Below are 26,188 nucleotides of genomic sequence, written 5' to 3' on the forward strand. Positions count from 1 at the left end.
TCATTCAAGCGTTTTAAAACTTAATTATTCAGGATTTAAAATGACACGATTTTCATTTCGTGGCTTTGTGTATGTGCTCATCGTTATACTCGGTTTACTGAGCGCTGCGCCCAATATATTGCCACAATCAGTTAAACAGCAGTTACCCACTTGGTACACTACTAGCACGCTCTCATTAGGCTTAGATTTACAGGGTGGTTCGCATCTGCTCTTAGCAGCAGACACCGACGCATTGTTCAAGAAGCAACTGAGCAGTTTTTCCAGCGATGTACTTAGCGAATTACGTACTCAAAACGTACGCTATACCAGAACATCTCACTCGCTTTCTTCAAAGACGAGTAGTGAAGATAATGCTGGAAGCGTTGTATTTACCTTGCGCAATGTCGACGATGCTAGAAAGGTTAAAGATGTTGCTTATCAAGTTTCCGCTCAACCGAACGGAGCAAGTGCACTTGATGTTGCAATAAAGCAAAACACCGTCACTCTTACACTAAACGAACTCTATTCAGAGCAATTGGTTAAAGATACGTTAAGCCGAAGTGTTGAGGTAGTTCGGAAGCGTTTGAACGAAACCGGGCTTACCGAGCCCAGTGTTACCTTGCAGGGTAAAGACGCGATTTTAGTTCAGATGCCAGGTATGTCCGACCCCACCCAGGTTAAAAAGCTACTGGGTACTACAGCACAAATGACCTTTCATTGGGCTGCAAACAGCCGCTCAGAACAAGTAATGAGCAAGCAGGATGGGGCGGGTAATTCCTATCGCTTGGAACAAAAAGTGGCGCTAGAAGGCGAACATATCACTGACGCGGCCGGTGTTTTAAGTAGCGAAACCGGTCAGCCTGTAGTGACCTTTCGTTTAGACAGTGCCGGTGCTAAGCAGTTTGCCACTATGACCCGCGACAATATTGGCCGCGTGCTCGCTATTGTTCTTGACGACAAAGTGGTAACCGCCCCGGTTATTAACAGCGTGATCCCAGGCGGACGAGGAGAAATTACCGGTAACTTTACGTTGCCCGAGGCAGGTAATACCGCATTAATGCTTCGCACCGGTGCGTTACCTGTGCCCCTTGATATTATAGAAGAACGTACGGTTGGGCCTGATTTAGGTAGCGACGCTATTCAAACCGGTGTAGAAAGCGGTATAGCAGGTGCGTTGCTAGTTTTAGCATTTATGGTAGCGATTTATGGCAGATGGGGGGCTATTGCAAGCTTTGCTCTGTGCATCAACATGGCATTGGTGTTTGGTGCGTTAACCTTATTTGGCGCAACACTCACATTACCTGGCATTGCAGGCTTGATTCTGACTATGGGCATGGCGGTAGATGCAAACATTTTAATTAATGAACGTATACGTGAGGAAAGTAAAAAAGGCCGCCCTGCAGCCAGTGCAATCGAAGTGGGCTTTGAAAAAGCATTCGCAACAATAGTAGATTCAAACTTCACTACGCTTATAGCGGTGAGCTTGCTGTTTATGTTTGGTAGTGGGCCTATCAAAGGGTTTGCTATCACCATTGCCCTTGGGCTTGTATCTTCAGTATTTACTGCGGTTGCCTTAACTAAAATGCTTATGCTTAGAGTGGTTAAGTCGAAGCAAAAAAATACGCAAGATCGCGCGCAGCAGCGCCTGCCACTACGCTTCTCATCACCGCTACTGCGCTTGAGCGATAAGCTAAGCGGTATTAATTTTCTGGCTAAACGCAAAGTTGCATTAACTATTTCGGTAGTACTAACTGTGCTCTCAATCGGATTATTTGCCAAACCAGGTTTACATTATGGTGTCGACTTTACCGGGGGCACCATGATTGAGCTGACCGCGCCAACGCTCTCGACTGATGAGTTACGAGATGTCATTGAAAGTAATGGCTTTGATCAGGTAGCCATTCAAGAATATGGCAGTGAGCATCACTATTTATTGCGCGCTCCTGTTCTCGATAGCAATGAGGAGCTTGATATTAGCAATGCAAAGCAGACTGACGCACTAAAACGTGCGATTTCACAGGCTGACGACCAGGTAAGTTTTGATAAAGTTGATATGGTTGGACCGAAAGTCAGCGGAGGTTTCGCGGAGCTATCTATTCTTGCGCTGCTTATAGCCGGTGGTGGCATGTTGGTTTACTTATGGGCGCGTTTTGAAGCGCATTTCGCGACGGCAGCACTGCTTACCGTGTTACTGGATTTAACCAAAACCATAGGCTTTTTCGCGTTAACCGGTATCGAGTTTAACTTAACCGCAGTGGCAGCGTTATTGGCGCTTATTGGTTATTCAATAAACGATAAAGTAGTGGTGCTTGATCGTATCCGCGAACTCTTACGTTTAGACCCAACCAAACCTTTAGCAAACACCATCAACGAAGCGGTGAATAGCACATTAAGTCGAACGGTATTTACGTCCGTCACCACGCTGTTAGCGCTGCTTCCAATGGCTTTATTTGGTGGTGACGCAGTAGAAAGTTTTGCAGTGCCTATGGTTTTTGCTGTGGTAATTGGCACGTCTTCGACCTTGTTTATAACCTCTACATTATTGTACCTATTGGGCAGTAGAAGGGAGAAACAGGGCAAAGCACAGTTAAAGCCCACTGCCGAAGAAATTAAGGCTTCGTTGTCGCACATCCCTTAGGCGACACGAGTTCCTTAACTTTATTACCCTGCCGCGTTTTTGTACCTCAATACTTTGGTAAGAAAACGCGGTAAGGTAGCAGTATTAACAGGAACCCTTGATGCGTACTTCCAGTTTTGCGTAAGCATGCATCAGTGGCAATAAGGAACGTATAATGTTTGCAGTTGATCACATTATTTTACTTAGCGCAGTGCTGGCCATTTTAGGTGTGCTGGCCAGTAAGCTGTCTCCGCGCTTTGGCGTACCTGTATTGGTGCTATTCCTTGGCGTTGGTATGCTGGCTGGTGAAGATGGGATTGGCCGAATTTTCTTTGATAATGCCGATGCCGCCCATGCGATAGGTACATTTGCTCTCATCCTTATTCTATTTGATGGCGGACTGCAAACATCTAAAAAGTCCATACTTCAAGCATGGAAGCCAGCGGCTTTGCTCGCCACCTTTGGCGTTGTGGGGACAGCGGTGCTTACCGGTGTGGCGGCCATGATTATCCTTGATTTACCGCTTTATAAAGGTTTATTGCTTGGCGCTATTGTGGGGTCAACCGATGCTGCGGCGGTATTTTCGGTTTTGCGCAATGCAGGTATACGCATTCCCGCTAAGATAAAGTCGACGCTAGAGCTTGAAAGTGCGTCGAACGATCCTATGGCCATATTCCTCACTATTGGCCTTATTACGCTTATTCAAGATAGCACGACTAAACCCTTGGATTTGCTCTCTTTATTTGCTAGCCAAATGGGCGTTGGCGCAGCAGTTGGCCTTGCAATAGGCGGTATTGCTGTGTGGCTTTTTAGGCGTGTAACTTTAATGGCCATAGGCTTGTACCCGGTATTTGTGATGTTATTTGGGGTATTGTCTTTTGGTTTAGCAGCAAACTTAAATGGCAGTGGATTCTTGGCTACTTTTATTACGGGCGTCATCGTGGGGAACAGCCGCTTTGCATATCAGCGTAATACCTTTGTGTTTCTCGACGGGTTGGCTTGGTTGGGGCAAATTGCCATGTTCGTTATCCTCGGCTTGCTCGTTACACCCACCGAGCTTTTCGTAAACTGGAAGGAAGGCTTACTTATTGCGTTTGTGCTTATCTTTGTTGCGCGCCCGCTGGTGGTTATGCCTATTTTGCTGCTCTCGAAGTTCTCGTTTAAAGCATCGCTCCTTATATCATGGGTGGGTTTGCGAGGTTCGGTGCCAATTATTTTAGCTATTTTCCCGCTGATATTTGGTATGCCTTACGCTGAGCTTATTTTCAATGTGGTGTTCTTTATTGTGCTTATCTCCGCCTTGTTGCAGGGCTCAACCTTACCTTTCGCAGCGCGCAAGTTAGGTTTAGTGCTAAATGATGAAGTAAAGGAATCGAGTACGCTAGAAATTGTTAAAGTTGCCAAAAGTAAGCGCGAACTTATAGAGATAGAAGTATCTAAGTTATCGCCGGCTTTGAACAAAACCATCAGTGAAATATCGCTTCCTGACAATACGGTAGTGGCGATGATTGCCCGTGGTGAACAAACTCTTATACCTAAAGGCAGCACCAAAATAGAATCGGGTGATCAAATATTTATTATCACTAAACTGCTAGATAAAAACGCCGTTGAACAATGCTTTTATAACGAGCAGGAATAGGGTGCTATTGTAGGGCACTTCATGTAGAATGCGCCGCGGAGTTGGCCAGGCAATCGCCGCTTTCGTAAGAAAGGGGAGGAAAGTCCGGGCTCCAAAGGGCAGGGTGCCAGATAACGTCTGGGCGGCGTGAGCCGACGACAAGTGCAGCAGAGAGAAGACCGCCTAAGCATGTTTACATGCCGGTAAGGCTGAAAGGGTGCGGTAAGAGCGCACCGCACCTCTGGTAACAGAGTGTGGCAAGGTAAACTCCACCCGGAGCAAGACCAAATAGGATCCCTTAACGTGTGGCCCGCATGGGGATCGGGTAGGTTGCTTGAATCAGTGAGCGATTGCTGATCTAGAGGAATGGTTGCCCACGACAGAACCCGGCTTACGGCCAACTCCACTCTAATTCGAAAATCTATGTTTATTAGTGCTTTGCTGGTAAGTATAGAATGCTCTAAGCCTCATTGTCGCAGAGGCGTCACACATCATGTCACACTTATCAGTTCCACACACTATACAGCGTGGAAAGACTTATCATTTTAATTTACGCCACAAATTACCTAACTGTTTGTAGGTCGCCTCGTACTAGTTGTCGAGTTGAAGCATTTGAACTAGAGAGTACGATTTTAGGTAATATAAAATCGCAGGGGAGTAGAGAGCGTATGCAAAAAGAATCACTTGATTAAGGGAGACTGAGAGGCTTAGACAAAGATCTATCAAACTACGAGGTTTTTAGTTTTAGTTGTATCAGCGAAGCCTGCTTTTTCGTTTCTAACAATTTAGCGTTAAGTTCGGCATTCGAGCGAGGGAGATTTAAATATTCTTCAAGAGCAGCCAAATCGTCTAATTCTTTAGGGATATTAATCGTAAACAAAATAAGTTCATCTAGAATCCCTCTTAAGATTTCTAAGTAATCTGCACTTGTCTTCGACGTTACCCCTTTATGCACAAAATCATTCCTTGATTCTCTTAATACAAGCAATAAGCTCTTAACTAATTCGTGATCGTTCCAAATTGAAGATGCTTTTTTTACTGTATCAGAGTAATTGGAGTCAGTGACGGTGAAATATTCCAATACGCTCCAGAGCATTGTAAACGAGAGTTTCGGGTTAGCAATGTCCAAAGCTTCAACATACATTGTTAGTCCATGACCCACCCACTTCCCAATTTTAAGAGTCTTCACTCGGTTTACGATATGGAGACAATTTTTAGTAAATAAGTTCGCGTTGGGCAAATTAGTAATTTTTCTATTGCTCCTCGTGTATTCAGGTTCATAGTGAGTTAGGTCTGAAAAAGCTTCACCATCTTTAGAGTGAACTGTATGTGTTGGTCCTGAAAATACATAGTTTTCAGGCCCATAGGATTTAATGAGGTGTTTCCTCTTGAGACTGTAAGAGAAGTTTAACGCTGCCCTTACTATTTCAATTTGATGAAAAGCTTTGTGATATGCTTCTTGAGGTGAGCGGGCTGACACATAACTTACACAGTAGACATCATGAGGTGTAGAAGCCTTTCCGTGATAATTACCTATATTATCTTCTTCTATTTTTCTAGACTTTTGATAAGCTTTTGGAAGTGAGCGCATCAACTTAATTCTAACTCCATTTAGAGTAAAATTAAGCCCATTTGGCAATAACTGTGAATCGATAGATAGCTGCGTAATAACCCTGAATGAAAGAATAACTGAATTTAAAACTTCTAAGTGACGTCTATTGAAATTTTTAAAAAAAGATTTTTCGTTCAAGCCCCCATCTTTAATAGAGTCGTAAATCGCTTGTCGAACAATATCGCTCTTTTCATAGTCGGATATTGATAGGTCAAAGTCTACTGTCTTTTCCAGGATTGCATAGTATGTGATTACTTCCATAGAAGATAACGACATAGATTTTTCATCTTTGACAGCAATAAACTTCTCTATGAATTCTAAAACAGCTTTTACTGAGCCCTTCAGGCTTTTTCCTCTTGATATCACAGCGTTTGTCCTTGCGTCCCAAAGATATGTCAGATGCTGTCAGAATAGATACCATGTTGTTATCAGGCCTGTCCGATCAAATGATGGCTAATCCATGTAAAAAAATGGTGTCTATCTATCCTTATGTATTTAACGACGTTTTTCTCCTCAAGATCAATTTTATTTATAGGCTGTAAAATATTTTAAATATAAGGTCAAAAAAATCTGGGTCTCTACGAAACTTCGTGTTTTTTTCTATACTTTTAATATTGGTTGTCGGTATGATTTTTCCGTTTTTATTGTTGTCAATTAATACAGTATATTTTTCGCCTATACTTACAATCTTCGTATTTTCTATTGATGTTTGATTATCTACCTTTATGGTATATTCGTGCTCGTAGTTATCGCTTTTCAAGTTTTGAATCTTCTCTTCAGATTTTGTGTGTATCTGAAAAAAATAGCAGACGAAAACAAGGGTCAATATAATTGGTTTAATTGGTGTTCTGAAATAGTGAAAAGGAATTTTTCCTAGTAGTGAAAGAAGCACTGCCATCACATTAAGCATGAGAATATTTTCAAATTGTGAATTTCCTCGCTTAGTATCTTCAAGAAACATAAGAAAAGCAGTGACATTGGCTAGAATTATAACCACACAAACGAAAGAAACTACTTTATCACTTTTATCATTTCGGTGTGTGTTAGTTATACTGCGCTCTATTGAATCGCCCACACCCCATATCATCATGGTTGCGGGAAGTAATGACCAGAGAAAAGCATAGGAAATAGTGGTGAGGTTTCCATATAAATAATCTGAAATTGTTAAAATTCCATCTGGTGGTAGCCCTAAATAATCAAAAGTTCGCGTGTGGAAGTAATAGCCGCCAATAACAAGAAGGACTGTGAATAAGCTTATCATACTTTGTATATTGAATTTGAATTCAGATAAGCTATTAGAAATTATCGCCGCCTTTTCATTTTTTATCTTTTCTTTATCTTTAGCAAGACGTGATTTTAACATTGATTTGAAATGATTGCGTGACTCTTTCCGCTTTGATTTTAAGTCCGTATAATAAAGGTTTTCTTCTGTTTTGTATTTTAATGAATATTTTATTAAATATTCTCTTGTGGATTCAGACTTGCTTCTATTGGCTTTCGAAAGCCAAAATAAATAAAACTGATCTTTTAAAAATTTATCTGTTTTAGCCCAGCTAATAACTGAGTGTGTGATATCGTCTAGGGGGAGTTTTTCTGTTTGGATCCCAGCCAAATATCTATATGTGTTTGAACATGTCTTTTCAGCGGTCTGGAAATCCAAATCAGGATAAAGGCTATCGCAAATCCAATTAACACGCTCTTGAGCTGCACTTAGAAATATTTTGTCTCTTTTATCATTCAAGAAACTTAACACTTAATTATTTCCTTATATTCGAAGCCTAGGTTTTCCTAAATTGAATTCAACTTTGACTTAAGTAATAACACTACCATCTACCGTAGACAATACAATGTTGGGTTGAAAAGCTACAAATTGTAAGTGCACACAAGCTATAACACACTTTTTATTCTACACGTTAACTGCAACTGCTATTTTCTACGCACATATATAACTTAGACGGCTTACGGCCAACTCCACTCTTTTCCAAAATGACTTTTCAAAAGCTCTTTTAGGTGAGGCATTTTTCTTAATCAGGTGAAGCCTCTACCTGAAAGTTAACCCTCAGGCAGAGACATTTATCGCGCGTTACTGGAAGAAGTAGCGGAACGTTGCGCCTACTGTGCGAGGCTGGTTCACCGTAAACCCAAGTCGAGCACGTCCACCGCGTTCTCTATCAAACGAAAGCTGTGCGTTTTCATCAAACAGGTTGTTGGCATATAGCAAGATTTCGTAGTCATCGTAGGTAAGACCAAAGCTCATATTCATTGTACCGTAGTCGTCTAGCAACAAATCTAACTCTGTTGTTTCTGTACCGGTTGCACCACCAAAGGCAAGCCCTGATGTGAAGGTGCCTGCGCCAGCAACTTGATCACTAGGTTGTGTAATGCGGTCGCCCACGTATTGATAAGAGCCTTGGAAGTAGGTGCTGTTTGACGAGAATAAAGGCTGCGCTAAATCATAGGTAAATGCGATAGCGAAGCTTTCTTCAGGTACTGAGGCCAAACGGTTGCCATCTTCAACGCCACCTAGCACCGCACCATCGCCGTCAACAACCGTTGAATCGAACTCAGCTTCGATAATGCTTCCGGTTAATGAGAAAAATAGCTGGTCGGTAAACTGACGTGTAAGTTCAAATTCAATACCTTGGGTATGGGCTTCAGGTACGTTAAATGACACCCGTGAAGAACAAGAACCCGCATCTAAGGTAACTTGAAGGTCTTCAATGTCGTTGTAGAAAGCTGACACGTTTGCTGTCCAGCCCCGTCCTGACGACTTCATGCCTATCTCATAGTTAGTGAGTTTTTCATCGTCATAGTCTTGGAATGAACCAAAGATGGCTTCGTCTTGGTCGGTACACAAGCTTCTATTTAGCGGGTCATTTACACCACCAAGTCTAAAGCCTTGCGATACTTGGGCATTTAAATTCACGTTTTCATTCAGGCTATACTGACCAATTACGCGTGATGTGAAGCCGTCTGACTCTGTCGAATCAGTTTGGTTGTCGCCGTTGGCAAACAAGCCGCCGGAAATAAATTGGCGCTCTTCTTCATAATCGTAAAAGCGAGAGCCCACGGTCATTTTGAAGTCATCGTTAACTTGATAGTTCACTTCACCAAACACAGCAAGCTGCTTTAGGTCATAAGGCAAGTAGGCGTTGTACGGCGAATCGGCCTCAAAGCCATTGGAAACCGCTGCCGACGTTCCTTCACCTAATGTAGCATCTGTAAACGCATCATAGCCGGGGGTAGGAAGTGACTGATCGTAAACGCGTTCAGTTGAAGAGTAGAAAGCGCCAACTAACCAGTCTAGTGCACCATCGTCATTAGACGCGGCGCGAAGCTCAAAGGTGTCTTGCTCTACTTCGGTTCTATCCAATAAGTTCGACGGTAATAATACGGCTTCATCCGGGAAACCTAAGTCGATACTCACCGAACCGGAGAGTGCGCTGGCATCACGGCTAACCAGTATATCTCGGTCGGTATAGCTATAAACAAAGGTAAAGTCGGCAACATCAGCTTGATATTCAGCGGTTATATCAGCTATCAAGGTTTCATCAGTAAACCCTTCCTCAAGCAAAAGATACTGTTCGCGCTCACCCAATTGAATAGCAGGGCGTGTCGTAGTGTAAGGGTTTGCAAACACGTTGTAGACTTCTTCCCTGTTAAACCCGTTCATCTCGAGCTCTTGGTAAATAAGTCGTGGCGTTATGGTGAGTTTATCATTAGGTGCGATAACAAACGCTACACGTCCGCCAGTTCTGTCACCGTCATTAACGTCCTCCCTAAACGCGCCGTTCTCACCAAGGGCATCAATAAACCCCGCATAATCGGTGCGATATACCACTGCACGCATAGCAACTGTATCTGAGATTGGTACGTTGACCATACCTTTTACATGACCGCCAACACCGCCGTCTGTCACACTGTTAAGGTTAGCTTCAAACTTACCTTCAAATGTGTCTAATTCAGGCTGGTTGGTAATGTAACGAAGAGTCCCGCCGATAGAGCCCGAGCCGAAAAGTGTACCCTGCGGCCCACGTAGGGTTTCTATGCGGTTAAGATCAAAAAGATCGAGGTCTGGGGTAAACAGAGATAATGAAATAACGCTTTCATCAAGATAGACACCAACTTGCTCTTTAACGCCAGGTTGGTCTCGTACTATTTGCCCTGCCGATACACCACGCATTGAAACCTGACTTTGCCCCGGTCCCAAATTTTGAATAGAGACGCTCGCTACGTTTCTAGCGACGTCTTCCAAATTACCAGCGCCGCTGCGCTCAAAGTCTCGCTGGGTTTGTGCATTAATTGAAAAAGGAATGTCTTCAATGGATTCAGCGCGCTTTGTTGCCGTTACTATAATTTGCTCAAAGTCATCATCATCCGCTTGTTGTGTGTCCTGTGCAATTGCACCAGAGCTAAGCAGTCCCATTACTGCAACGCTAAGCGTGCTTCGTCTAAACGACGGTTTTTTTATTTTAAACATAAGTCCATCCAAGGTGGTTGTTTCTATTTTGTTATTAGGCAAGGGTGTAATGTGGCAAAAAATGTTGGCTTTTTCTATATGTTGGGAGATAAATATTTCTACTTTAGTAGTGTAAGGTGTTTTGCATTTCATTATGTTTCTTTTTTGTTAATTGTCTTTTTGGCGTTGAAAATGCGTCTAAAAGGTCAAAATAAGTGTCTATTAGGCTAATTACATCGCAAATAATCTAGGTATGATCCCGCTTAGATGAGGTTTAGCTTTTACATAAAAATATCTTAGTTCTAGCAAACGGCTGATGAAAAGATAGTCAAAGGGCAAAACCCTTACCCAAACCGAAGAGCAAAAACGAAAGTCATACGAGAGAAGTGCAATGGAAAAGCCAGTAAGAGCCAATGAATTACTAAAAGGTATGCTAGCAATTGTTGTTGCCAGTTTTCTGTGGGGGACAACAGGTACTGCAGCACAGTTTGCGCCCCAAATCAGCCCACTGGCCATTGGTGCGTTTGCCATGGGGATAGGTGGTGTACTGCTTTGCTTAAATGCTAGAAAATCGTTAATAGAAGATGCACGAGTTCTATTGGCTAAACCACTCACCTTTTTATTTGGTAGTGCTTGCGTTGCAATTTATCCGCTCGCTTTTTACAGCGCTATGCGCTTATCGGGTGTAGCAATAGGTACTGTAGTATCTATTGCTAGTGCACCTTTATTCGCGGCGCTTCTAGAGTATTTTCTAAGTAAAAGGCCCGTATCCTTAAAATGGTTTATAAGTTTTATATTCGGCGCATTGGGAATTGGCCTGTTAGCTATAGGCAAAGCTGAGGGGGCGTTGGAGCTATCAGCGTCTAATAATAAACAGATATTCGGCGTTACTTTGGGGTTAATTGCTGGTTTAACTTACGCGGGGTATTCATGGGCTGCAAAGCAACACATTGACACTGGTGCAAACTCAAAATCTGCTATGGCCGGGTTATTCGGCTGTGCTGCGCTAGTCTTATTGCCCTCTCTTTGGTTTACCGGTCATAACCTGTTTGCTAACGCTATTCACACGAGTGTTTCACTTTATATGGCCGTAGTGCCAATGTTTCTTGGATACTTGCTGTTTGGCTATGGTCTTCGCACTACTGAAGCCAGTAAAGCCACGCTTATCACACTAATAGAACCATTGGTTGCGACACTTTTCGCTATCTTCCTTATTGGTGAAGTGTTCAAGCCGGTGGGGTGGGTTGGCATGACGCTAGTGTGTCTTTGCCTTTTAATCCAGTCGATTAAATTTCCTTTTGCACTAAAGCGCTATGGCAGAAAAGCAGCGGCATAGCCTTATTTATATCAATTCACTATTCCTTTCAGTACTTGCCCAGTGATCGACTTTATCGATAAGGTCTTCAGCATCGAAGGGCTTACTTAAATAATCGTCCATTCCCGCTTCAACACAGCGTTCTTTATCACCTTTCATTGCATTTGCGGTCAGAGCGATTATCGGAACGTTTAGGTAACGCTCTCCAGCTTCCCCGTTTCTAATGCGCTTAGTTGCTTCAAAACCATCCATTTCTGGCATTTGACAATCCATCAAGATGACATCAAAGGTCACCTTCATTTTATTCAGTGCCTCTAATGCTTCTAAGCCAGACTTGGCGCTAAGGGTAGTATGGTTGCTTAGGTGCTGTTTCACGATTATCTGATTGATATCGTTGTCTTCAACAATAAGTACTTTACGCTTTTTACCTTTTTCTCGTTTTAACGAGGACGCGTGGTGCACAGGGACTAGCAAAGTCTCATCTGCAGGCTCAAGAGAAATAGTGAAAGAGAACGTACTCCCGTGACCTTTTACACTTTCAAGTTTTATGTTGCCACCCATAAGTTCACAAAGTTGCTTGCTAATTGATAAACCTAGACCGGTTCCGCCGAACTTGCGGGTAGTTGATAGATCTTCTTGCGTGAAGACATCGAAAATAGTGCTTTGCTTATCTTGCGCAATACCTATTCCCGTGTCTTTTACGCTACATAAAAGTGTAAGGCTGTCGTCTGCGTCTTGTTTAATACTAGTAGTTACTTCAATGTATCCAGTGTCAGTAAACTTGACGGCGTTGCCCAACAAGTTCGACAAAATTTGCCTGAAACGCACGTCATCACCTTGTACAACGTGGAACCCCTGTAAATCAAAGTGGAAATGTAGCTCAAGGCCTTTTTCTTGGCACATGATGGCGTACTGACTTTGAAGATTCTCAAGGGACTCCAAAATATCGAAAGGATTATCTTCGATTTGTAGCTGCCCTGCTTCAATTTTAGAAAAGTCTAAAATGTCATTTACGATATGTAAAAGGCCTTGAATACTAAACTTAGCGAGTGAAAGGTAATGCTTCTGCTCTTCAGTAAGTTCAGAGTTCGCCATTAGCTGCAAAACACCAGATATGCCGTGTATAGGCGTGCGTATTTCGTGGCTCATACTTGCTAAGAAGCTGGATTTTAGTCGAGCAGACTCCTCGGCTTTGTCTCTCGCTTCTTGAAGGTATTGCTCAGTTTGTCGCTGCTGCGTAACATCTTGTTGAAAACCGATGTAATGCGTCACTTCGCCATTGGTTTTGACTGGGGTCAAATTTAATCGGTTATAAAACGCGCTGCCGTCTTTTCTGTAGTTAAGTAGTGTAGTTTCTATAGGCTCACGTGTCGCAACGGCTTTTCGTATTTGCTCAACGGTTTGCTTACTGGTTTCGTCACCTTGCATAGAGCGACAGTTGTGCCCGATCATTTCACTTCGTTTGTAGCCAGTTAATTCTTCAAACGCACTATTTACATAAATAATTGGCTGTCCGACCCGTTTAACGTCAGAAATAATAATTGAAACAGTCGCTTCATCCATGGCATGGGTAAGCACGTTTACGTGGCTTTCTAATGCACGCTGCTCGGTAACGTCACTTCCTACATATATATCACCACGAATATTGCCATTTGCGTCAGCAAGGGATGCTTTTGTCCAACGAATATAACGTTCTTTGCCCGAATTAACTGAAAAGTGCGTCAGCTCATCGCTCTGCTTTGCTGATAACTTCCGTACTATCAGCTTTAATATTGCGTTCTTTTCACCGTATTGGTCATCGCAAAAAATGTCGAAGCGTTTATTTGAAATGAGGATTTCTTGATTCTGATCGACCACGACCAGCATGTCGCCCATCGATTCTAATACATTGGAAAATTGCTCGTTAGAGAGTGATACCTCGGTCAAGTCCCAGATAAGCTTATCGAAAGCGGCTCGAATGTCGGCTAACTCTTTTGCCTCAATTTGCGATTCATTGTTTAAAGACGTTGTATTGTCACTGTTAAGGCGATTTTTAATATCGTCATAAAGCGTTGAAAGGGTTCGCTCGGCCAAGGTTCCGGTCATACTCACCATATGCAATATAATGAAAATGAACCCCACAACCATTGCTAGTAAAACAATACCTGTCCAGGCAACCTCTCTGTATGCAGTAATAGTTGGTTTAACGCTGTATAACTGAAGATTCTTCCAGCTGGTTTGCTTAATAGAATAGCCACTTTGATTAAACGCTAAAAAGCTTGAGTTTGGCGCTATTAAAGAGGGCTCGCTACTAAATAGTACGTTTCCGTTTGAATCTGTGACTAACTGGTTAGTAAGTCTAGGGTAGGGCGCGAGTAATGATTGAAGGCTATCGACGTACATGACAAGGGCACCTTCAGAGACGCCATTGAGCAGAACGGGAACGCTGATGACTACTCCGTATTTAGATACGGACGAAAAGGTGTTTGATGAGCCAAGCGTTTGCTGACGCCAAGCACTGCTTAACGACTCGGGAAGCGTAGCACTCCAGTTTTTGTCGATAACTTTCTCACCTGCAAAATCAAACAGTGCAAATTCTACCGTTTTTGCCTGGGTAAGATTTAAAGAGCGAAAAAACATAGGTAGGTAATTATCTCGCTGCTGTAAATCAACCAGCGAATTAATAATAATGTCGTTTGCCGCTAGATCAGCTAGCTGACGCGTTGTATCGCTAACGATGAAGCTAATATCTTGCTCGAGCCCTTCTACCGACTGCTGCTGAAGGGCATTACTTTGCTTGACAATGAAATGAAAGGAAAGGGCAACTAGCGTAATAGACAGCACTGCTATTAGTAGCGCTAGCCTTGGGATCATGCTTGAAAGCAATAAAGAACGCAGCCTCATAGGTTCATGCTGCATTATTTCTTGCCCGTTGTTACCAAATGGCCTTTATCATTAATCTTCGTCATAAAATAATCCTTTGACCAAAGTGCATCATGCCTTTCTTTAGTGAATGGAGCTTCATAGTATTTAACAGCGCCCTGGATGTCTTTGAGCGATTCTAGAGCGTTGCGCAACTCGTTAACTTGTATGCTATTTGCTTTATCGGCAGCGATAGCAATTAAATGAATTAAATCATATGCATGGGCTAAACCCGTGACTCCTTCAATAGCTGCTGCATCAATAAGTCCATATTTATTATAATAGGCTTCTAACAGTTGTTTAGCCTTGTTATTTTTCTGATGGTGGAAGTGAAACGTTTGAAGAACTGATATGTCGTGCTGATGGATAGGGTTGGCTAGTTGAGATGCGAACTGACCTGACGCTATACCCCAGTGAGAAACAACAGGAAGCGAGCTTAGGCCTTGTTCAGCCAATGCATCTACAACAACCACACCTTCAGGCACGTTGGTAACTAATATGACACTGTCTGCCTTCGAATCTTTTATCGCCTTAGCATCTTCAGAAAAATCTTTCTGTTGCCAATTAATCCAATAGGTTGCGCTAATGTTTACCCCTTGATCCTGTGCCGCTTTAGTTAAAGACTCAAGGTTAGAACGTCCCCATCCTGTTCGCTCTAGAACCAAAGCGACATTAGATAATTCTCTGGATTTTACAAAGTCTATCAGTACAGACGCTGCTTCAGCGTCACGTATTGAGATTCGAAAAATGTTATTGGGGGAATGATCATTGTCTACTATGGGGGTGCCGGCGGCCCAGGGAACCAACATAAGAATATTCTTAGCATGTATAATATCAATTTCCGCAAGCACCACAGGAGTGTGTACTCCACCAATGACGGCTAGTAAATTTGGCATTTGCGCAAACTGTTCAATATTGTAAATACCGCGAGCAGGATTGCCTCGATGGTCTTTCGTAATCACTTTAAGTGTACGACCATGTATCCCCCCATTTGCGTTAATTTCCTCGACGGCTAGCTCTACGCCTCGAGTAATAGCAACGCCTCCCTCTACAGCTACTGCCGAGAGATCTGCATCAATACCTATAATTAGCGGCTCTTGAGTACTTTTAGCTTGGCATGAATTAAAGAAGGATATAAAGCAGAGGAGCGCTGATAAAATAAGATGTACACGCATGGATTAGCCACCTGATTGATTACCCTTAAAAGTGTATAGCAATGTGCTGAGCGTTTTATTATTTACGCATTATCCTTTAGTCTAAATTTGCTCATTGTGTGTACAGTTTTTCGATGAAACACCCTTTATACTTCTTCTAGAGTTAAGCTTCTTGAAATAAGCCAATGTGGCACGATTCTACTATTGAACAAAAGGCGTGAAGCTAAATGGTTGTTTAGTGAACGGCTATGTGAGAGCGCAGAGCACGGTAAAAATTAAAAAATACCTGTGCCAGTGAGAAGGATATCCTCTTTTGCTAACACAAATTAAGGAGAACAGTAGTTTGGAGTATAAGTGCGAAATACAACATTGCCTACAATTATAGATGTGGAAGCAAGTGGATTTGGGGCGGCAAGTTACCCCATAGAAATAGGCATTGTGCGCTATGATGGTGCAAAGTGGTGCAAACTACTGAGGCCATTTGACTCTTGGGTACACTGGGATACAAAAGCAGAATCGCTTCACGGCATCTCTCAACAAATGTTACAAGCACGAGGTGAGGAGCCTCATAAAGTATGCGTTGAGCTTAATAATTTTCTGGGGAATACGGTTGTATACAGTGATGGATGGGTGGTAGATAACCCTTGGCTGATAAAGCTGTACTCGGTTGCGCAAATTGAAATGTCGTTCACTTGCCGCGCCCTCGAATATATATTGAGTGAGTCTCAAATGGATAATTGGCACGACGTCAAAAACAGTCTTTCCGCTGAACTAGACGTAAAGCGTCATCGGGCGAGTTCTGATGCAATGATAATTCAGCAAACCTATGCTAAAACAATGGCGCTCACTCAGAAGTGATTCTGTGCTGCCTTTTCAGTAAGGGAAGCGCAATTTTGGCGTCGCGGCCTTCGCTAAGCCATAGGTAGTTATATTCCTAGAACAGGTAATTAACACCTAAAGAAAGCGCCATATTCTCTTCTTCTCCAACTTGTCTATGCTCTAGCTCTACGGCCATGTTTAATCCTTCGCTTTGGCCAAGCAGCCAACCTAATCGCGTAAAAGTACCTACATCGTGCGGTAAATAAAGCCACTCGGCATAATGTTGAAAAGCGGTATTATTTGTTTTGTAGGTTGCATAAACCTTCTGCGGCACCCAAGTGTTGAAACGCCGGCTGGCGCTAAACATACCTTGTGAGCCCGCTGGATAGGTATAAGTGTTATCGTAAAGGTAGGTTTCGGTCGTGGATTGAACGCGGTACATACTGTTTAGCTGCCACCGAGCTATCTTCTTGCTCTTAAACTGAATTGGGCTGTAGTTGGTATTATTTACTTCCGCGAACGCGGGCAAGGCCGTTATTGAGACAGCCAGTGCAAAGGCGAGGAAAATACCAGTAACCATATTCATGGAAGAGCCCAAGTTGTTGTTATCATGGCTTGTAAACAACCAGTAACTACAAGCAATAGTGTGTTCGTTATTTAAGCATAGACCCAAAAACAAAGGTTGGAAATAGCCTTTACCGTTTTTAATCTAGCTGGCTAGCTTGTTTAACTTGAAAGACTTCAACGAAAAACGCCGCCAGGCTGCATAGCTTCAATGTAAAGCGTAACAACCTAGCGGCGTTTTCAATAAGCGTTATATGCTTATTGGGTTAGACCGAAGCTTTCAGTGCTTCTGCTTTATCCGTTGCTTCCCATGGGAATTCGTTACGACCAAAGTGACCGTATGCAGCTGTTGGGCGGTATATAGGGCGCTCAAGGTTAAGCATTTGGATAAGGCCGTAAGGGCGCAGGTCGAAATGTTCACGCACTAATGCTACCAATGTTTTTTCATCTACTACACCTGTACCAAAAGTATCGATGCTGATAGAGGTCGGCTCTGCAACACCAATGGCGTAAGACACTTGGATTTCACAGCGCTTTGCAAGACCTGCTGCAACAATGTTCTTAGCAACGTAACGACCCGCGTATGCTGCACTGCGGTCTACTTTAGATGGATCTTTACCAGAAAACGCGCCACCTCCGTGGCGAGCCATACCACCGTAAGTGTCTACGATGATTTTACGGCCTGTCAGACCACAGTCGCCCATTGGGCCACCGATAACGAATCGACCTGTTGGGTTAATGTGAAAGCGCGTATTTCCATCAATCCATTCGCTTGGTAGTACTGGCTTGATGATTTCTTCCATTACCGCTTCGCGAACCGTTTCAGTGCTTACTGAATCGCAGTGTTGGGTAGAAAGTACAATAGCGTCAATGCCCACTGGCTTGTCGTTTTCGTACTTAAAAGTGATTTGGCTTTTTGCGTCTGGACGCAACCAGTCTAGTTTGCCAGATTTACGTACTTCCGCTTGTTTTTGTACAAGGCGGTGAGAGTACGTGATAGGTGCCGGCATAAGTACATCAGTTTCATCGCTAGCGTAACCGAACATTAGGCCTTGGTCGCCCGCACCTTGTTCTTCTAGGCTTGCACGGTCGACACCTTGATTAATATCAGGAGACTGTTTACCAATAGCATTTAATACGGCACATGAATCGGCGTCAAAGCCCATGTCTGAGTGCGTATAGCCAATTTCTTTTACTGTTTTGCGAGTAAGCTCTTCAATGTCTACCCATGCAGAAGTGGTAACTTCACCACCTACTAAAACCATACCGGTTTTTACATACGTTTCGCAGGCCACCCGAGCGCGAGGATCTTGTTCTAATATAGCGTCAAGAACCGCATCTGAGATCTGATCAGCAATTTTGTCCGGATGTCCTTCAGACACTGACTCGGATGTGAATAAATGCGTGGCCATAAATGCTCCGTAAGCGTTAAATTATCAAAATAGTCGTATATTGTACTAAAACAAGTTATAAATACCAGTCTTTACTTCTAGACGTCTAAAAGTCTCTTTGTTACGAATAGTTGACATAACCCGATCATTTTTGGGGTTATTTCGATGTATAACAAAGACAAAGACATTAAGTGTTATCGACAATACCGTGGGCTTTATAAGCTTCTTTGATGTTTTTGGATTTACTTTCGATAATGGCAATGAAAATCCATTGAACTGAAAGGTGGCATGGGTAAGAATAGCCTCACATTCAAAAGTGCCTAGAAGTAGAGCAAGAGCAGACAATTGATGTTCCCCAATGCTCACATCAATTACTATCGTGGTACCAAAAGATACAAAATAAATCAGGAGACAACATGCCCTCTCGTCGTGAACTCGCCAATGCTATCCGTGCATTAAGCATGGATGCCGTTCAACAAGCTAAATCTGGTCACCCAGGTGCCCCAATGGGGATGGCTGATATCGCACAGGTACTATGGGGTGATTTCTTATCACACAATCCTGCGAACCCATCTTGGGCCAACCGCGACCGCTTTGTACTTTCAAACGGCCACGGCTCGATGCTGTTGTACTCTCTACTTCACCTTTCAGGCTATGAATTGCCTATTGAAGAGCTGAAGAACTTCCGTCAGCTACATTCTAAAACGCCTGGTCACCCAGAGTACGGTTATGCACCCGGTGTTGAAACCACCACTGGCCCGTTAGGTCAGGGTATTAGCAACGCTGTAGGTATGGCGCTTGCTGAAAAAGTACTTGCTGCGCAATTTAACAAAGACGGTCACACTATTGTTGATCACCACACCTATGCATTCCTAGGCGACGGCTGTTTGATGGAAGGTATTTCTCATGAGACATGTTCACTAGCCGGTACACTAGGCCTTGGTAAGCTTATCGCTTTTTGGGATGACAACGGCATTTCAATTGATGGTGAAGTAGAAGGTTGGTTCACTGACGATACACCAGCACGCTTTAAGAGCTACGGCTGGGAAGTGATCGAAGGCGTTGACGGTCACGATGCTGAGCAAGTCAAAGCCGCCATTGAAAAGGCGCAAGCGAATACGGCGCAGCCTACACTTATTTGTTGTAAAACCACCATTGGTTTCGGCTCGCCTAATAAAGAAGGTACAGAGTCTTGCCACGGTGCACCACTAGGTGAAGATGAAATTGTCGCTACACGTGAAAAGCTTGGCTGGAGCCACGGCGCGTTCGAAATTCCAGACGATATCTACGCGGGCTGGGATGGTAAAGACAAAGGCTCAAAAGCGGAAAGCGCATGGAACGACGCTTTCGCAGCATACGAAGCCGAATACCCAGAGCTTGCAGCAGAATTCAAACGCCGTGTAAATGGCGAACTGCCAGCAGATTTCAGCGACAAAGCAGACGCTATCATCGCTGAGCTTCAAGCTAACCCTCAAAACATTGCTTCACGTAAAGCGTCGCAAAATGCATTAAACGCGTTTGGTCCGTTACTTCCTGAGCTATTAGGCGGCTCTGCCGACCTTGCTGGTTCTAACCTAACCATTTGGGAAGGCAGTAAAGGCGTTGAAGCAAACGATGCATCAGGTAACTACATTTATTACGGTGTACGTGAATTTGGTATGTCTGCCATGATGAATGGTATTGCCCTTCACGGTGGCTTTAAGGCATACGGTGCAACTTTCCTAATGTTTATGGAATATGCACGTAATGCGGTACGCATGGCGGCGCTAATGAAGCAGCCTGCAATTTTCGTTTACACCCACGATTCAATTGGTCTAGGTGAAGACGGCCCAACGCACCAGCCGGTAGAGCAGGTGGTTGCGCTACGAGCTACGCCTAACCTTGATAACTGGCGTCCTTGTGATCAGGTTGAGTCTGCTGTGTCGTGGAAGTCTGCCATTGAGCGCACTGACGGACCAACAACGCTAATCTTCACGCGTCAAGGCTTAGCGCAGCAAGAACGAACGGCTCAACAAGTTGCAGATATTGCTAAAGGCGGTTACGTACTTAAAGATTGCGAAGGTACACCTGAGCTTATTCTTATTGGTACCGGTTCTGAAGTTCAGCTTGCCGTTGAAGCAGCAGCGAAACTAACCGAGCAGGGCAAAGCCGTTCGCGTAGTATCTATGCCATCAACTGACGTATTTGACCGTCAGTCTGCTGACTACCGAGAAAGCGTACTGCCGTCTAGTGTTGTAAAACGTGTAGCGGTTGAAGCCTTGTCTAAAGACAGCTGGTACAAGTACGTCGGCTTTAACGGCGCTATCGTAGGTATGGACACCTTTGGTGAGTCTGCACCTGCGGGCGACCTGTTCAAGCACTTCAACATTACCACTGACGCTGTAGTAGAGGCTGCACTGTCTCTGTAAGAGGTAATAGATAAGCCTATGGTAAATATTGCCATAAATGGGTTTGGTCGTATTGGTCGTAACGTATTGCGCGCACTTTATGAAAGTGAGCGCAATAACGAATTTAAAATTGTGGCCATTAACGACATTGCTAAACCCGAGGGCATAGCACATTTACTTAAATACGATACCGCCCACGGGCGGTTCCGTTTTGATGTGGCCTTAGAAAACAACACGCTTAATGTGGCAGGCGACGATATTACGTTGCTCGCGATAAGCGATATTAAAGACCTACCCTGGGAAGACTTAGGCATTGATATTGTGCTTGAGTGTACGGGAAAGTTCGATGACAGAGCATCGGGGCAAGCCCATTTAGATGCGGGCGCTGGCAAAGTGCTGTTCTCGTCACCCGGGTCACCAGATTTAGACAATACGGTCATTTTTGGTACCAACGAAGACACGTTGACCAGTGAACAAAAATTAGTCTCCAACGGCTCTTGTACCACGAACTGCATTGTTCCGGTTATTCAAGCGCTAGACGCCGCGTTCGGTGTTGAAAGTGGTACGATCACAACCATTCACGCGTCTATGCACGACCAGCAAGTTATCGACGCCTATCACGAAGATTTGCGAAGAACCCGTGCTGCAAGTCAGTCGATTATTCCCGTTGATACCCGACTTGCTGCCGGTATAGAGCGCATTCTGCCTAAGTTTGCGGGAAAATTCGAAGCCATTGCCGTACGTGTACCTACTATCAATGTTACTGCTATGGACTTAAGCGTAACGCTTCAGTCTAAGGTAACTATTGAACAAGTGAATCAAGCACTTCGCAATGCAAAAGCAGGGCGATTGCAGGGCATTTTGGACTACACCGAAGAGCCTTTGGTGTCGGTAGATTTCAATCACGACCCTCACTCGTGTATTGTAGATGGCACACAAACGAGAGTCAGTCACAAACAGCTGGTTAAAACACTGGTGTGGTGTGACAACGAATGGGGTTTTGCAAACCGTATGCTCGATACCGCTAAAGTGATGTTCGACGCAAAATAAAGCATTGATGCTGCCAAGGGTTGGTAGCACCAGCCCGCGCAGCTTTCACAGTTAATTTGAGCGTGTTTCACTTGTTTTGACACGTTCTACTGAATTTAAATTAACATAGGAAAGACGATGGCAATTCCAAGCATGAGCGATATGGCCCTAAATGGCCAGCGCGTACTAATTAGACAAGATTTAAATGTGCCGGTAAAAGACGGCAAAGTAACTTCAGATGCGCGTATCAAAGCATCTATTCCTACTATTAAAGCAGCACTAGACGCTGGTGCAGCAGTTATGGTGATGTCTCACCTTGGTCGCCCTACTGAAGGCGAGCCTGCTGATGAGTTTTCTCTTCAACCTGTTGTTGATTACCTTAACGACGCCCTAGACGTACAGGTTAAGCTTGTTAAAGACTACCTAGATGGCGTTGAGCTTGCAGACGGCGAACTGGTTATCCTTGAAAACGTACGTTTTAATAACGGCGAAAAGAAGGACGACGAAACGTTAGCGAAACAGTACGCAGCACTTTGCGATATTTTCGTTATGGATGCCTTTGGCACCGCTCACCGCGCACAAGCGTCTACCCACGGCGTTGCCAAATTTGCACCAAAAGCCTGTGCTGGCCCATTACTTGCTGCTGAATTAGATGCACTGGGTAAAGCGCTAGACAACCCTAAGCGCCCAATGGTTGCTATTGTCGGTGGTTCAAAAGTATCGACCAAGCTAACCGTACTAAAAACACTAGCTGAAAAAGTTGACCAGTTAATTGTAGGTGGCGGTATCGCCAATACCTTTATTGCGGCGCAAGGGCATAATGTAGGTAAGTCGCTAGTTGAAATGGACCTTACCGAGCAAGCCACGCAGCTTATGAATGAAGCACAGGCAAATGGCGGTAATATTCCAGTGCCGACTGACGTAGTAGTAGGCAAAGCGTTTGATGAAAATACTGAAGCGACGCTAAAAGTAGTCAGTGATGTTGCTGATGACGATATGATTTTTGATATCGGCCCAGACTCTTCAAAAGCGTTAGAAGACATTATTAAAAACGCGGGTACTATCGTATGGAATGGCCCGGTAGGCGTATTTGAATTTGATCAGTTCAGTGCTGGCACGAAAGCGCTTTCAGAAGCAATTGCAGCAAGCGACGCATTCTCAATTGCAGGTGGTGGTGATACACTAGCAGCAGTTGATAAATACGGAATTGCCGATAAGGTTTCTTATATTTCAACAGGTGGTGGCGCGTTCCTCGAATTCTTGGAAGGTAAAACACTACCAGCGGTAGCAGTACTAGAAGAAAAAAATAAATAAGCCTAAACGCTGCACTTTTAAGCAGCGTTTTATAGCGCTAGAGAGCTCATAGAAGCTCCTAAAAGCTAAGGCCTAGTGCACATGTTGCCCCACTATGTGTCACGCTCAGTAACAGCATTCTGAGCGTGACCATTTAATCGGAAACGATTACATCTGCGAAACAGTGAAGTACGCAGATATAAATACCAATCTTATTACAGATGTGTTTACTTAAGGTGTCGGCGTGCCGTGTCTGAGACAAACAGATCTTTAATAGAATTGGTATAACAATAAACCCTACACCTGTCTATTAAGGCAGTAATATACAAAAGGAGTGTTGCAATGGCATCACAAGCTCAGCAGGCAATGTTGGATAAACTGAAAACACAAACCGGTTTTATTGCAGCGTTAGATCAAAGCGGCGGTAGTACACCTAAAGCGTTACGCTTATATGGCATCGAAGAGTCTGAATACAGCTCAGACGAAGAGATGTTTAATCTAGTTCACGAAATGCGTACGCGCATTATCACCAGCACCCCTTTTAGCGGCGAGCGCGTTCTTGGCGCAATCTTATTTGAAAACACCCTTGATAGAGAAATTGAAGGCATGTCTACTGCGCACTTCTTGTGGCAGAAAAAGCGTGTTATTCCTTTCTTAAAGGTTGATAAAGGATTGGCTGAAGAAAGCAACGGCGTACAGATAATGAAGCCAATACCAGGTCTAGATGCTCTGCTTGCTAAAGCGGTAGCGCAAGACGTATTCGGCACTAAGATGCGCAGTGTGGTAAAGCTTGCGAATCATCAAGGTATCAAAGATGTCGTTGCTCAGCAATTTGAAGTTGGTAAGCAAATTCTAGCTGCTGGCCTTGTCCCAATTATCGAGCCAGAAGTTGATATTCACAGCCCGCAAAAAGCAGAAGCTGAAGCGCTACTTAAGTTAGAGATCCTAACCCAGCTTAATCTTCTTAGCGAAGGCGAAGAAGTGATGCTTAAGCTAACGCTACCAACCGAAGCTAACTTTTATAAAGAGCTTGTTGATCACCCTCGCGTACTTAAAGTGGTTGCACTTTCTGGTGGCTACAGCCGTGACGACGCAAACGCGAAACTAACAGAAAACCAAGGCATGATCGCGAGCTTCTCTCGTGCTTTAACCGAAGGTGTATCTGCACAGCAATCTCAAGAAGAGTTTGAAGCAACGCTAGATAAAGCGATTGAAGGTATTTACCAAGCTTCTAAAGCCTAGACCTTCTCTTAACTTGTTTATTACAAAGGGCGCTATTCAGCGCTCTTTTTGTTTATATTAACGCATTCAATTCAAAGCCTGTTGTCAAAAAAAAGGGGACTGTGTAGCATTTCGCGCCATTGTCATTGCTTGATATCATTGAAGCCTAGTATTGGAAGTAAACTGGTGAATTTCCAACACATAAATACTCAACGCTTTTGCTACGGTTTAGCGCTGTTATTGTTTACGTGCTCGCTTACGATTAAACAAGATATTAAGCCCATCTCGTTTAAGCATCAGCTTGATGCATCCATATCGACCCTATCAATAGAAAGTAGCGCAGAAGAAAATGGGCAAGACGACCTATTTTTGTCCGTTATCAATACGTTTGGTAACGCTGCGATTATTAGTTCACTTAGTGAAAACCCCCTTCCGTATTTAGTCTCTTGGTCTAAGAAGAGCTACGTCACCCCACTTACAAGAGCGCCACCTGCTGTTTAAGCTTTTCTTCTTGCTTTAATTTTCGAGAGAAAAGCCCTTCAATTTCAAAATTTTCACAAACGTCAGTTCTCTTCAGAGCTGGTTATATTCGTGCGTGCATGGCTGAGTGATTGAGAAGCCCTAGCGGCAATAAAACTGACCGGTAAACAAAAACGAGCAGTAAATTACTCGCTATGCCGTACTAATGCTGTTGCCTAAGTATAGGTAACACCTATAAGAACGATTTAAAAATTATGAGCAAAAAAACGCTTTTAGCAGCAAGTATTCTTACCGTCATATTAACTGGATGTGGTCATCAAGAGCACGAAGCTCACCATAGCGGCCCGCTAGAATTCAATGTCTCGCACCCAATAAGCAAAGATACAGTTCTTGTTAAGGAGTATGTCAGTCAAATCCGCGCCATTCAGCACATTGAACTAAGGGCTATGGAACGAGGGTACCTTGCCTCTACGTTCGTTGATGAAGGTCAGACCGTAGAGAAGGGAAAACCTATGTTTAAAATAGTGCCTACTATCTACGAAGCAGAACTTAAGCGAGCTCAGGCAGAGGCTAAAGCTGCGCAAATGGAGCTCAAAAATACCAAGTCGCTAGTTAACCAAAATATAGTCTCACCTAACGAGCTTGCTGTTGTAGAAGCTGAGTATCAAAAAGCGCAGGCTGAAGTTGAATTAGCAGAAGCACATTTGGCATTCACTGATATTAAAGCACCCTTTACCGGTAAGATGGACCATCTAGAAGCAAGAACAGGTAGTCTGCTCGATGAGGGAGAGCTTCTTACAACCATGTCTGATTTAAGCCAAATGTGGGTTTACTTCAATGTGCCAGAGTCGGAGTATCTAGATTATGTACAAAGCGGAAAAGCGAATGAAGGGACGAGCGTTCGCTTAAAGCTCGCAAACGGTACAATTTATCCTTACGAAGGGGTGATAGATACCATTGAAGCCGATTTTGATAACCATACTGGCACAATCGAAATGCGTGCTTCATTTCCTAATCCTGATGAAATGTTACGACATGGACAAACTGGTAACATACTGGTCGATGTCGACTATCCAAAGGCGCTGGTCATTCCCCAAAAGGCCACCTTTCAAATATTGGATCAGAACTATGTATATGTTCTAGATGCTGACAATACCCTTAAAACACGACATATAGAGATTGCAGCTGAATTACCTCATGTCTTCTTGGTATCAGAGGGGCTGAAAGAAGATGACACGATTCTTCTTGAGGGTTTGAGACGAGTAAGTAATGGCGATCACATTAAGCCAAACCTTATTTCTTCTGACGATACGTTAGCTGAACTAGCACTTAAGGCAGAGTAGGGGATT

At 43.7% G+C, this 26,188-nt stretch carries 17 protein-coding genes and 1 other RNA gene; 11 read left to right on the forward strand and 7 right to left on the reverse strand.

Going from position 1 to position 26,188, the window contains the following annotated elements; genetic code table 11:
* Positions 1-40: 40 nt before the first annotated feature.
* The 3 genes from secD (at position 41) to rnpB (ending at position 4,623) form a co-directional block, all read left to right on the forward strand.
* On the forward strand, positions 41-2,617 hold the full coding sequence (gene secD / locus PCAR9_RS03735; RefSeq protein ID WP_179982458.1) for a protein translocase subunit SecD: 2,577 nt from the start codon (positions 41-43) through the stop codon (positions 2,615-2,617).
* 154 nt (positions 2,618-2,771) lie between these two features.
* Positions 2,772-4,235, forward strand: coding sequence for a potassium/proton antiporter (locus tag PCAR9_RS03740; protein WP_179982459.1), 1,464 nt, complete (start codon positions 2,772-2,774; stop codon positions 4,233-4,235).
* Between the two features lie 37 nt (positions 4,236-4,272).
* Positions 4,273-4,623: RNase P RNA component class A (gene rnpB, locus PCAR9_RS03745), an RNA gene on the forward strand.
* Positions 4,624-4,941: 318 nt separating this feature from the next.
* Here the strand turns inward: rnpB and PCAR9_RS03750 are convergent.
* From PCAR9_RS03750 to PCAR9_RS03760, 3 genes are all read right to left on the reverse strand, one after another.
* Positions 4,942-6,192 (reverse strand): hypothetical protein, encoded by a 1,251-nt coding sequence (locus PCAR9_RS03750; protein WP_179982460.1) that lies wholly within the window; start codon positions 6,190-6,192, stop codon positions 4,942-4,944.
* A 163-nt stretch (positions 6,193-6,355) separates the two neighbouring features.
* Positions 6,356-7,579, reverse strand: a complete 1,224-nt coding sequence (locus PCAR9_RS03755) for a hypothetical protein (RefSeq protein ID WP_179982461.1) — start codon at positions 7,577-7,579, stop codon at positions 6,356-6,358.
* 330 nt (positions 7,580-7,909) lie between these two features.
* The gene (locus PCAR9_RS03760) at positions 7,910-10,306 is read right to left on the reverse strand and encodes a TonB-dependent receptor (RefSeq protein WP_179982462.1); all 2,397 of its coding nucleotides are present in this window, start codon (positions 10,304-10,306) and stop codon (positions 7,910-7,912) included.
* A 370-nt stretch (positions 10,307-10,676) separates the two neighbouring features.
* Here PCAR9_RS03760 and PCAR9_RS03765 point away from each other — a divergent pair, with 370 nt between their 5' ends.
* Positions 10,677-11,621 (forward strand): DMT family transporter, encoded by a 945-nt coding sequence (locus tag PCAR9_RS03765; protein ID WP_179982463.1) that lies wholly within the window; start codon positions 10,677-10,679, stop codon positions 11,619-11,621.
* Positions 11,622-11,627: 6 nt separating this feature from the next.
* Here PCAR9_RS03765 and PCAR9_RS03770 read toward each other — a convergent pair whose 3' ends face one another.
* Positions 11,628-14,498, reverse strand: a complete 2,871-nt coding sequence (locus PCAR9_RS03770; protein ID WP_179982464.1) for an ATP-binding protein — start codon at positions 14,496-14,498, stop codon at positions 11,628-11,630.
* On the reverse strand, positions 14,498-15,676 hold the full coding sequence (locus tag PCAR9_RS03775; protein ID WP_179982465.1) for an ABC transporter substrate-binding protein: 1,179 nt from the start codon (positions 15,674-15,676) through the stop codon (positions 14,498-14,500). Before PCAR9_RS03775 ends, PCAR9_RS03770 begins: the two co-directional genes overlap by 1 nt.
* A 333-nt stretch (positions 15,677-16,009) precedes the next feature.
* On the opposite strand from PCAR9_RS03775, the gene PCAR9_RS03780 reads away from it, so the two are divergent.
* Positions 16,010-16,513 carry a 3'-5' exonuclease gene (locus PCAR9_RS03780; RefSeq protein ID WP_179982466.1) on the forward strand — a complete coding sequence of 168 codons (504 nt, stop codon included), beginning with the start codon at positions 16,010-16,012 and terminating at the stop codon, positions 16,511-16,513.
* A 76-nt stretch (positions 16,514-16,589) separates the two neighbouring features.
* On the opposite strand, the gene PCAR9_RS03785 is transcribed toward PCAR9_RS03780, so the two are convergent.
* Both PCAR9_RS03785 and metK read right to left on the reverse strand, forming a co-directional pair.
* The gene (locus PCAR9_RS03785; RefSeq protein WP_179982467.1) at positions 16,590-17,060 is read right to left on the reverse strand and encodes a hypothetical protein; all 471 of its coding nucleotides are present in this window, start codon (positions 17,058-17,060) and stop codon (positions 16,590-16,592) included.
* A 244-nt stretch (positions 17,061-17,304) separates the two neighbouring features.
* On the reverse strand, positions 17,305-18,450 hold the full coding sequence (metK, locus tag PCAR9_RS03790) for a methionine adenosyltransferase (RefSeq protein WP_179982468.1): 1,146 nt from the start codon (positions 18,448-18,450) through the stop codon (positions 17,305-17,307).
* A 395-nt stretch (positions 18,451-18,845) separates the two neighbouring features.
* Here metK and tkt point away from each other — a divergent pair, with 395 nt between their 5' ends.
* The 6 genes from tkt (at position 18,846) to PCAR9_RS03820 (ending at position 26,182) form a co-directional block, all read left to right on the forward strand.
* Positions 18,846-20,837 carry a transketolase gene (tkt, locus tag PCAR9_RS03795; RefSeq protein ID WP_179982469.1) on the forward strand — a complete coding sequence of 664 codons (1,992 nt, stop codon included), beginning with the start codon at positions 18,846-18,848 and terminating at the stop codon, positions 20,835-20,837.
* An 18-nt stretch (positions 20,838-20,855) separates the two neighbouring features.
* Positions 20,856-21,866: an erythrose-4-phosphate dehydrogenase gene (epd, locus tag PCAR9_RS03800; protein WP_179982470.1), complete on the forward strand. Its 1,011-nt coding sequence runs from the start codon at positions 20,856-20,858 to the stop codon at positions 21,864-21,866.
* Positions 21,867-21,983: 117 nt separating this feature from the next.
* Positions 21,984-23,159 carry a phosphoglycerate kinase gene (locus PCAR9_RS03805; protein ID WP_179982471.1) on the forward strand — a complete coding sequence of 392 codons (1,176 nt, stop codon included), beginning with the start codon at positions 21,984-21,986 and terminating at the stop codon, positions 23,157-23,159.
* Positions 23,160-23,480: 321 nt separating this feature from the next.
* A complete protein-coding gene (locus PCAR9_RS03810) occupies positions 23,481-24,380 on the forward strand; it encodes a fructose bisphosphate aldolase (RefSeq protein ID WP_179982472.1) in 900 nt (299 codons plus the stop codon).
* Between the two features lie 165 nt (positions 24,381-24,545).
* Complete coding sequence (locus PCAR9_RS03815; protein ID WP_179982473.1) at positions 24,546-24,860, forward strand: hypothetical protein; 315 nt, start codon at positions 24,546-24,548, stop codon at positions 24,858-24,860.
* A 233-nt stretch (positions 24,861-25,093) separates the two neighbouring features.
* Complete coding sequence (locus PCAR9_RS03820; protein WP_179982474.1) at positions 25,094-26,182, forward strand: efflux RND transporter periplasmic adaptor subunit; 1,089 nt, start codon at positions 25,094-25,096, stop codon at positions 26,180-26,182.
* Positions 26,183-26,188 lie beyond the last annotated feature (6 nt).

Origin of the sequence: Alteromonas macleodii, from assembly GCF_903772925.1 — a bacterium.
GTDB lineage: Bacteria > Pseudomonadota > Gammaproteobacteria > Enterobacterales > Alteromonadaceae > Alteromonas > Alteromonas macleodii_A.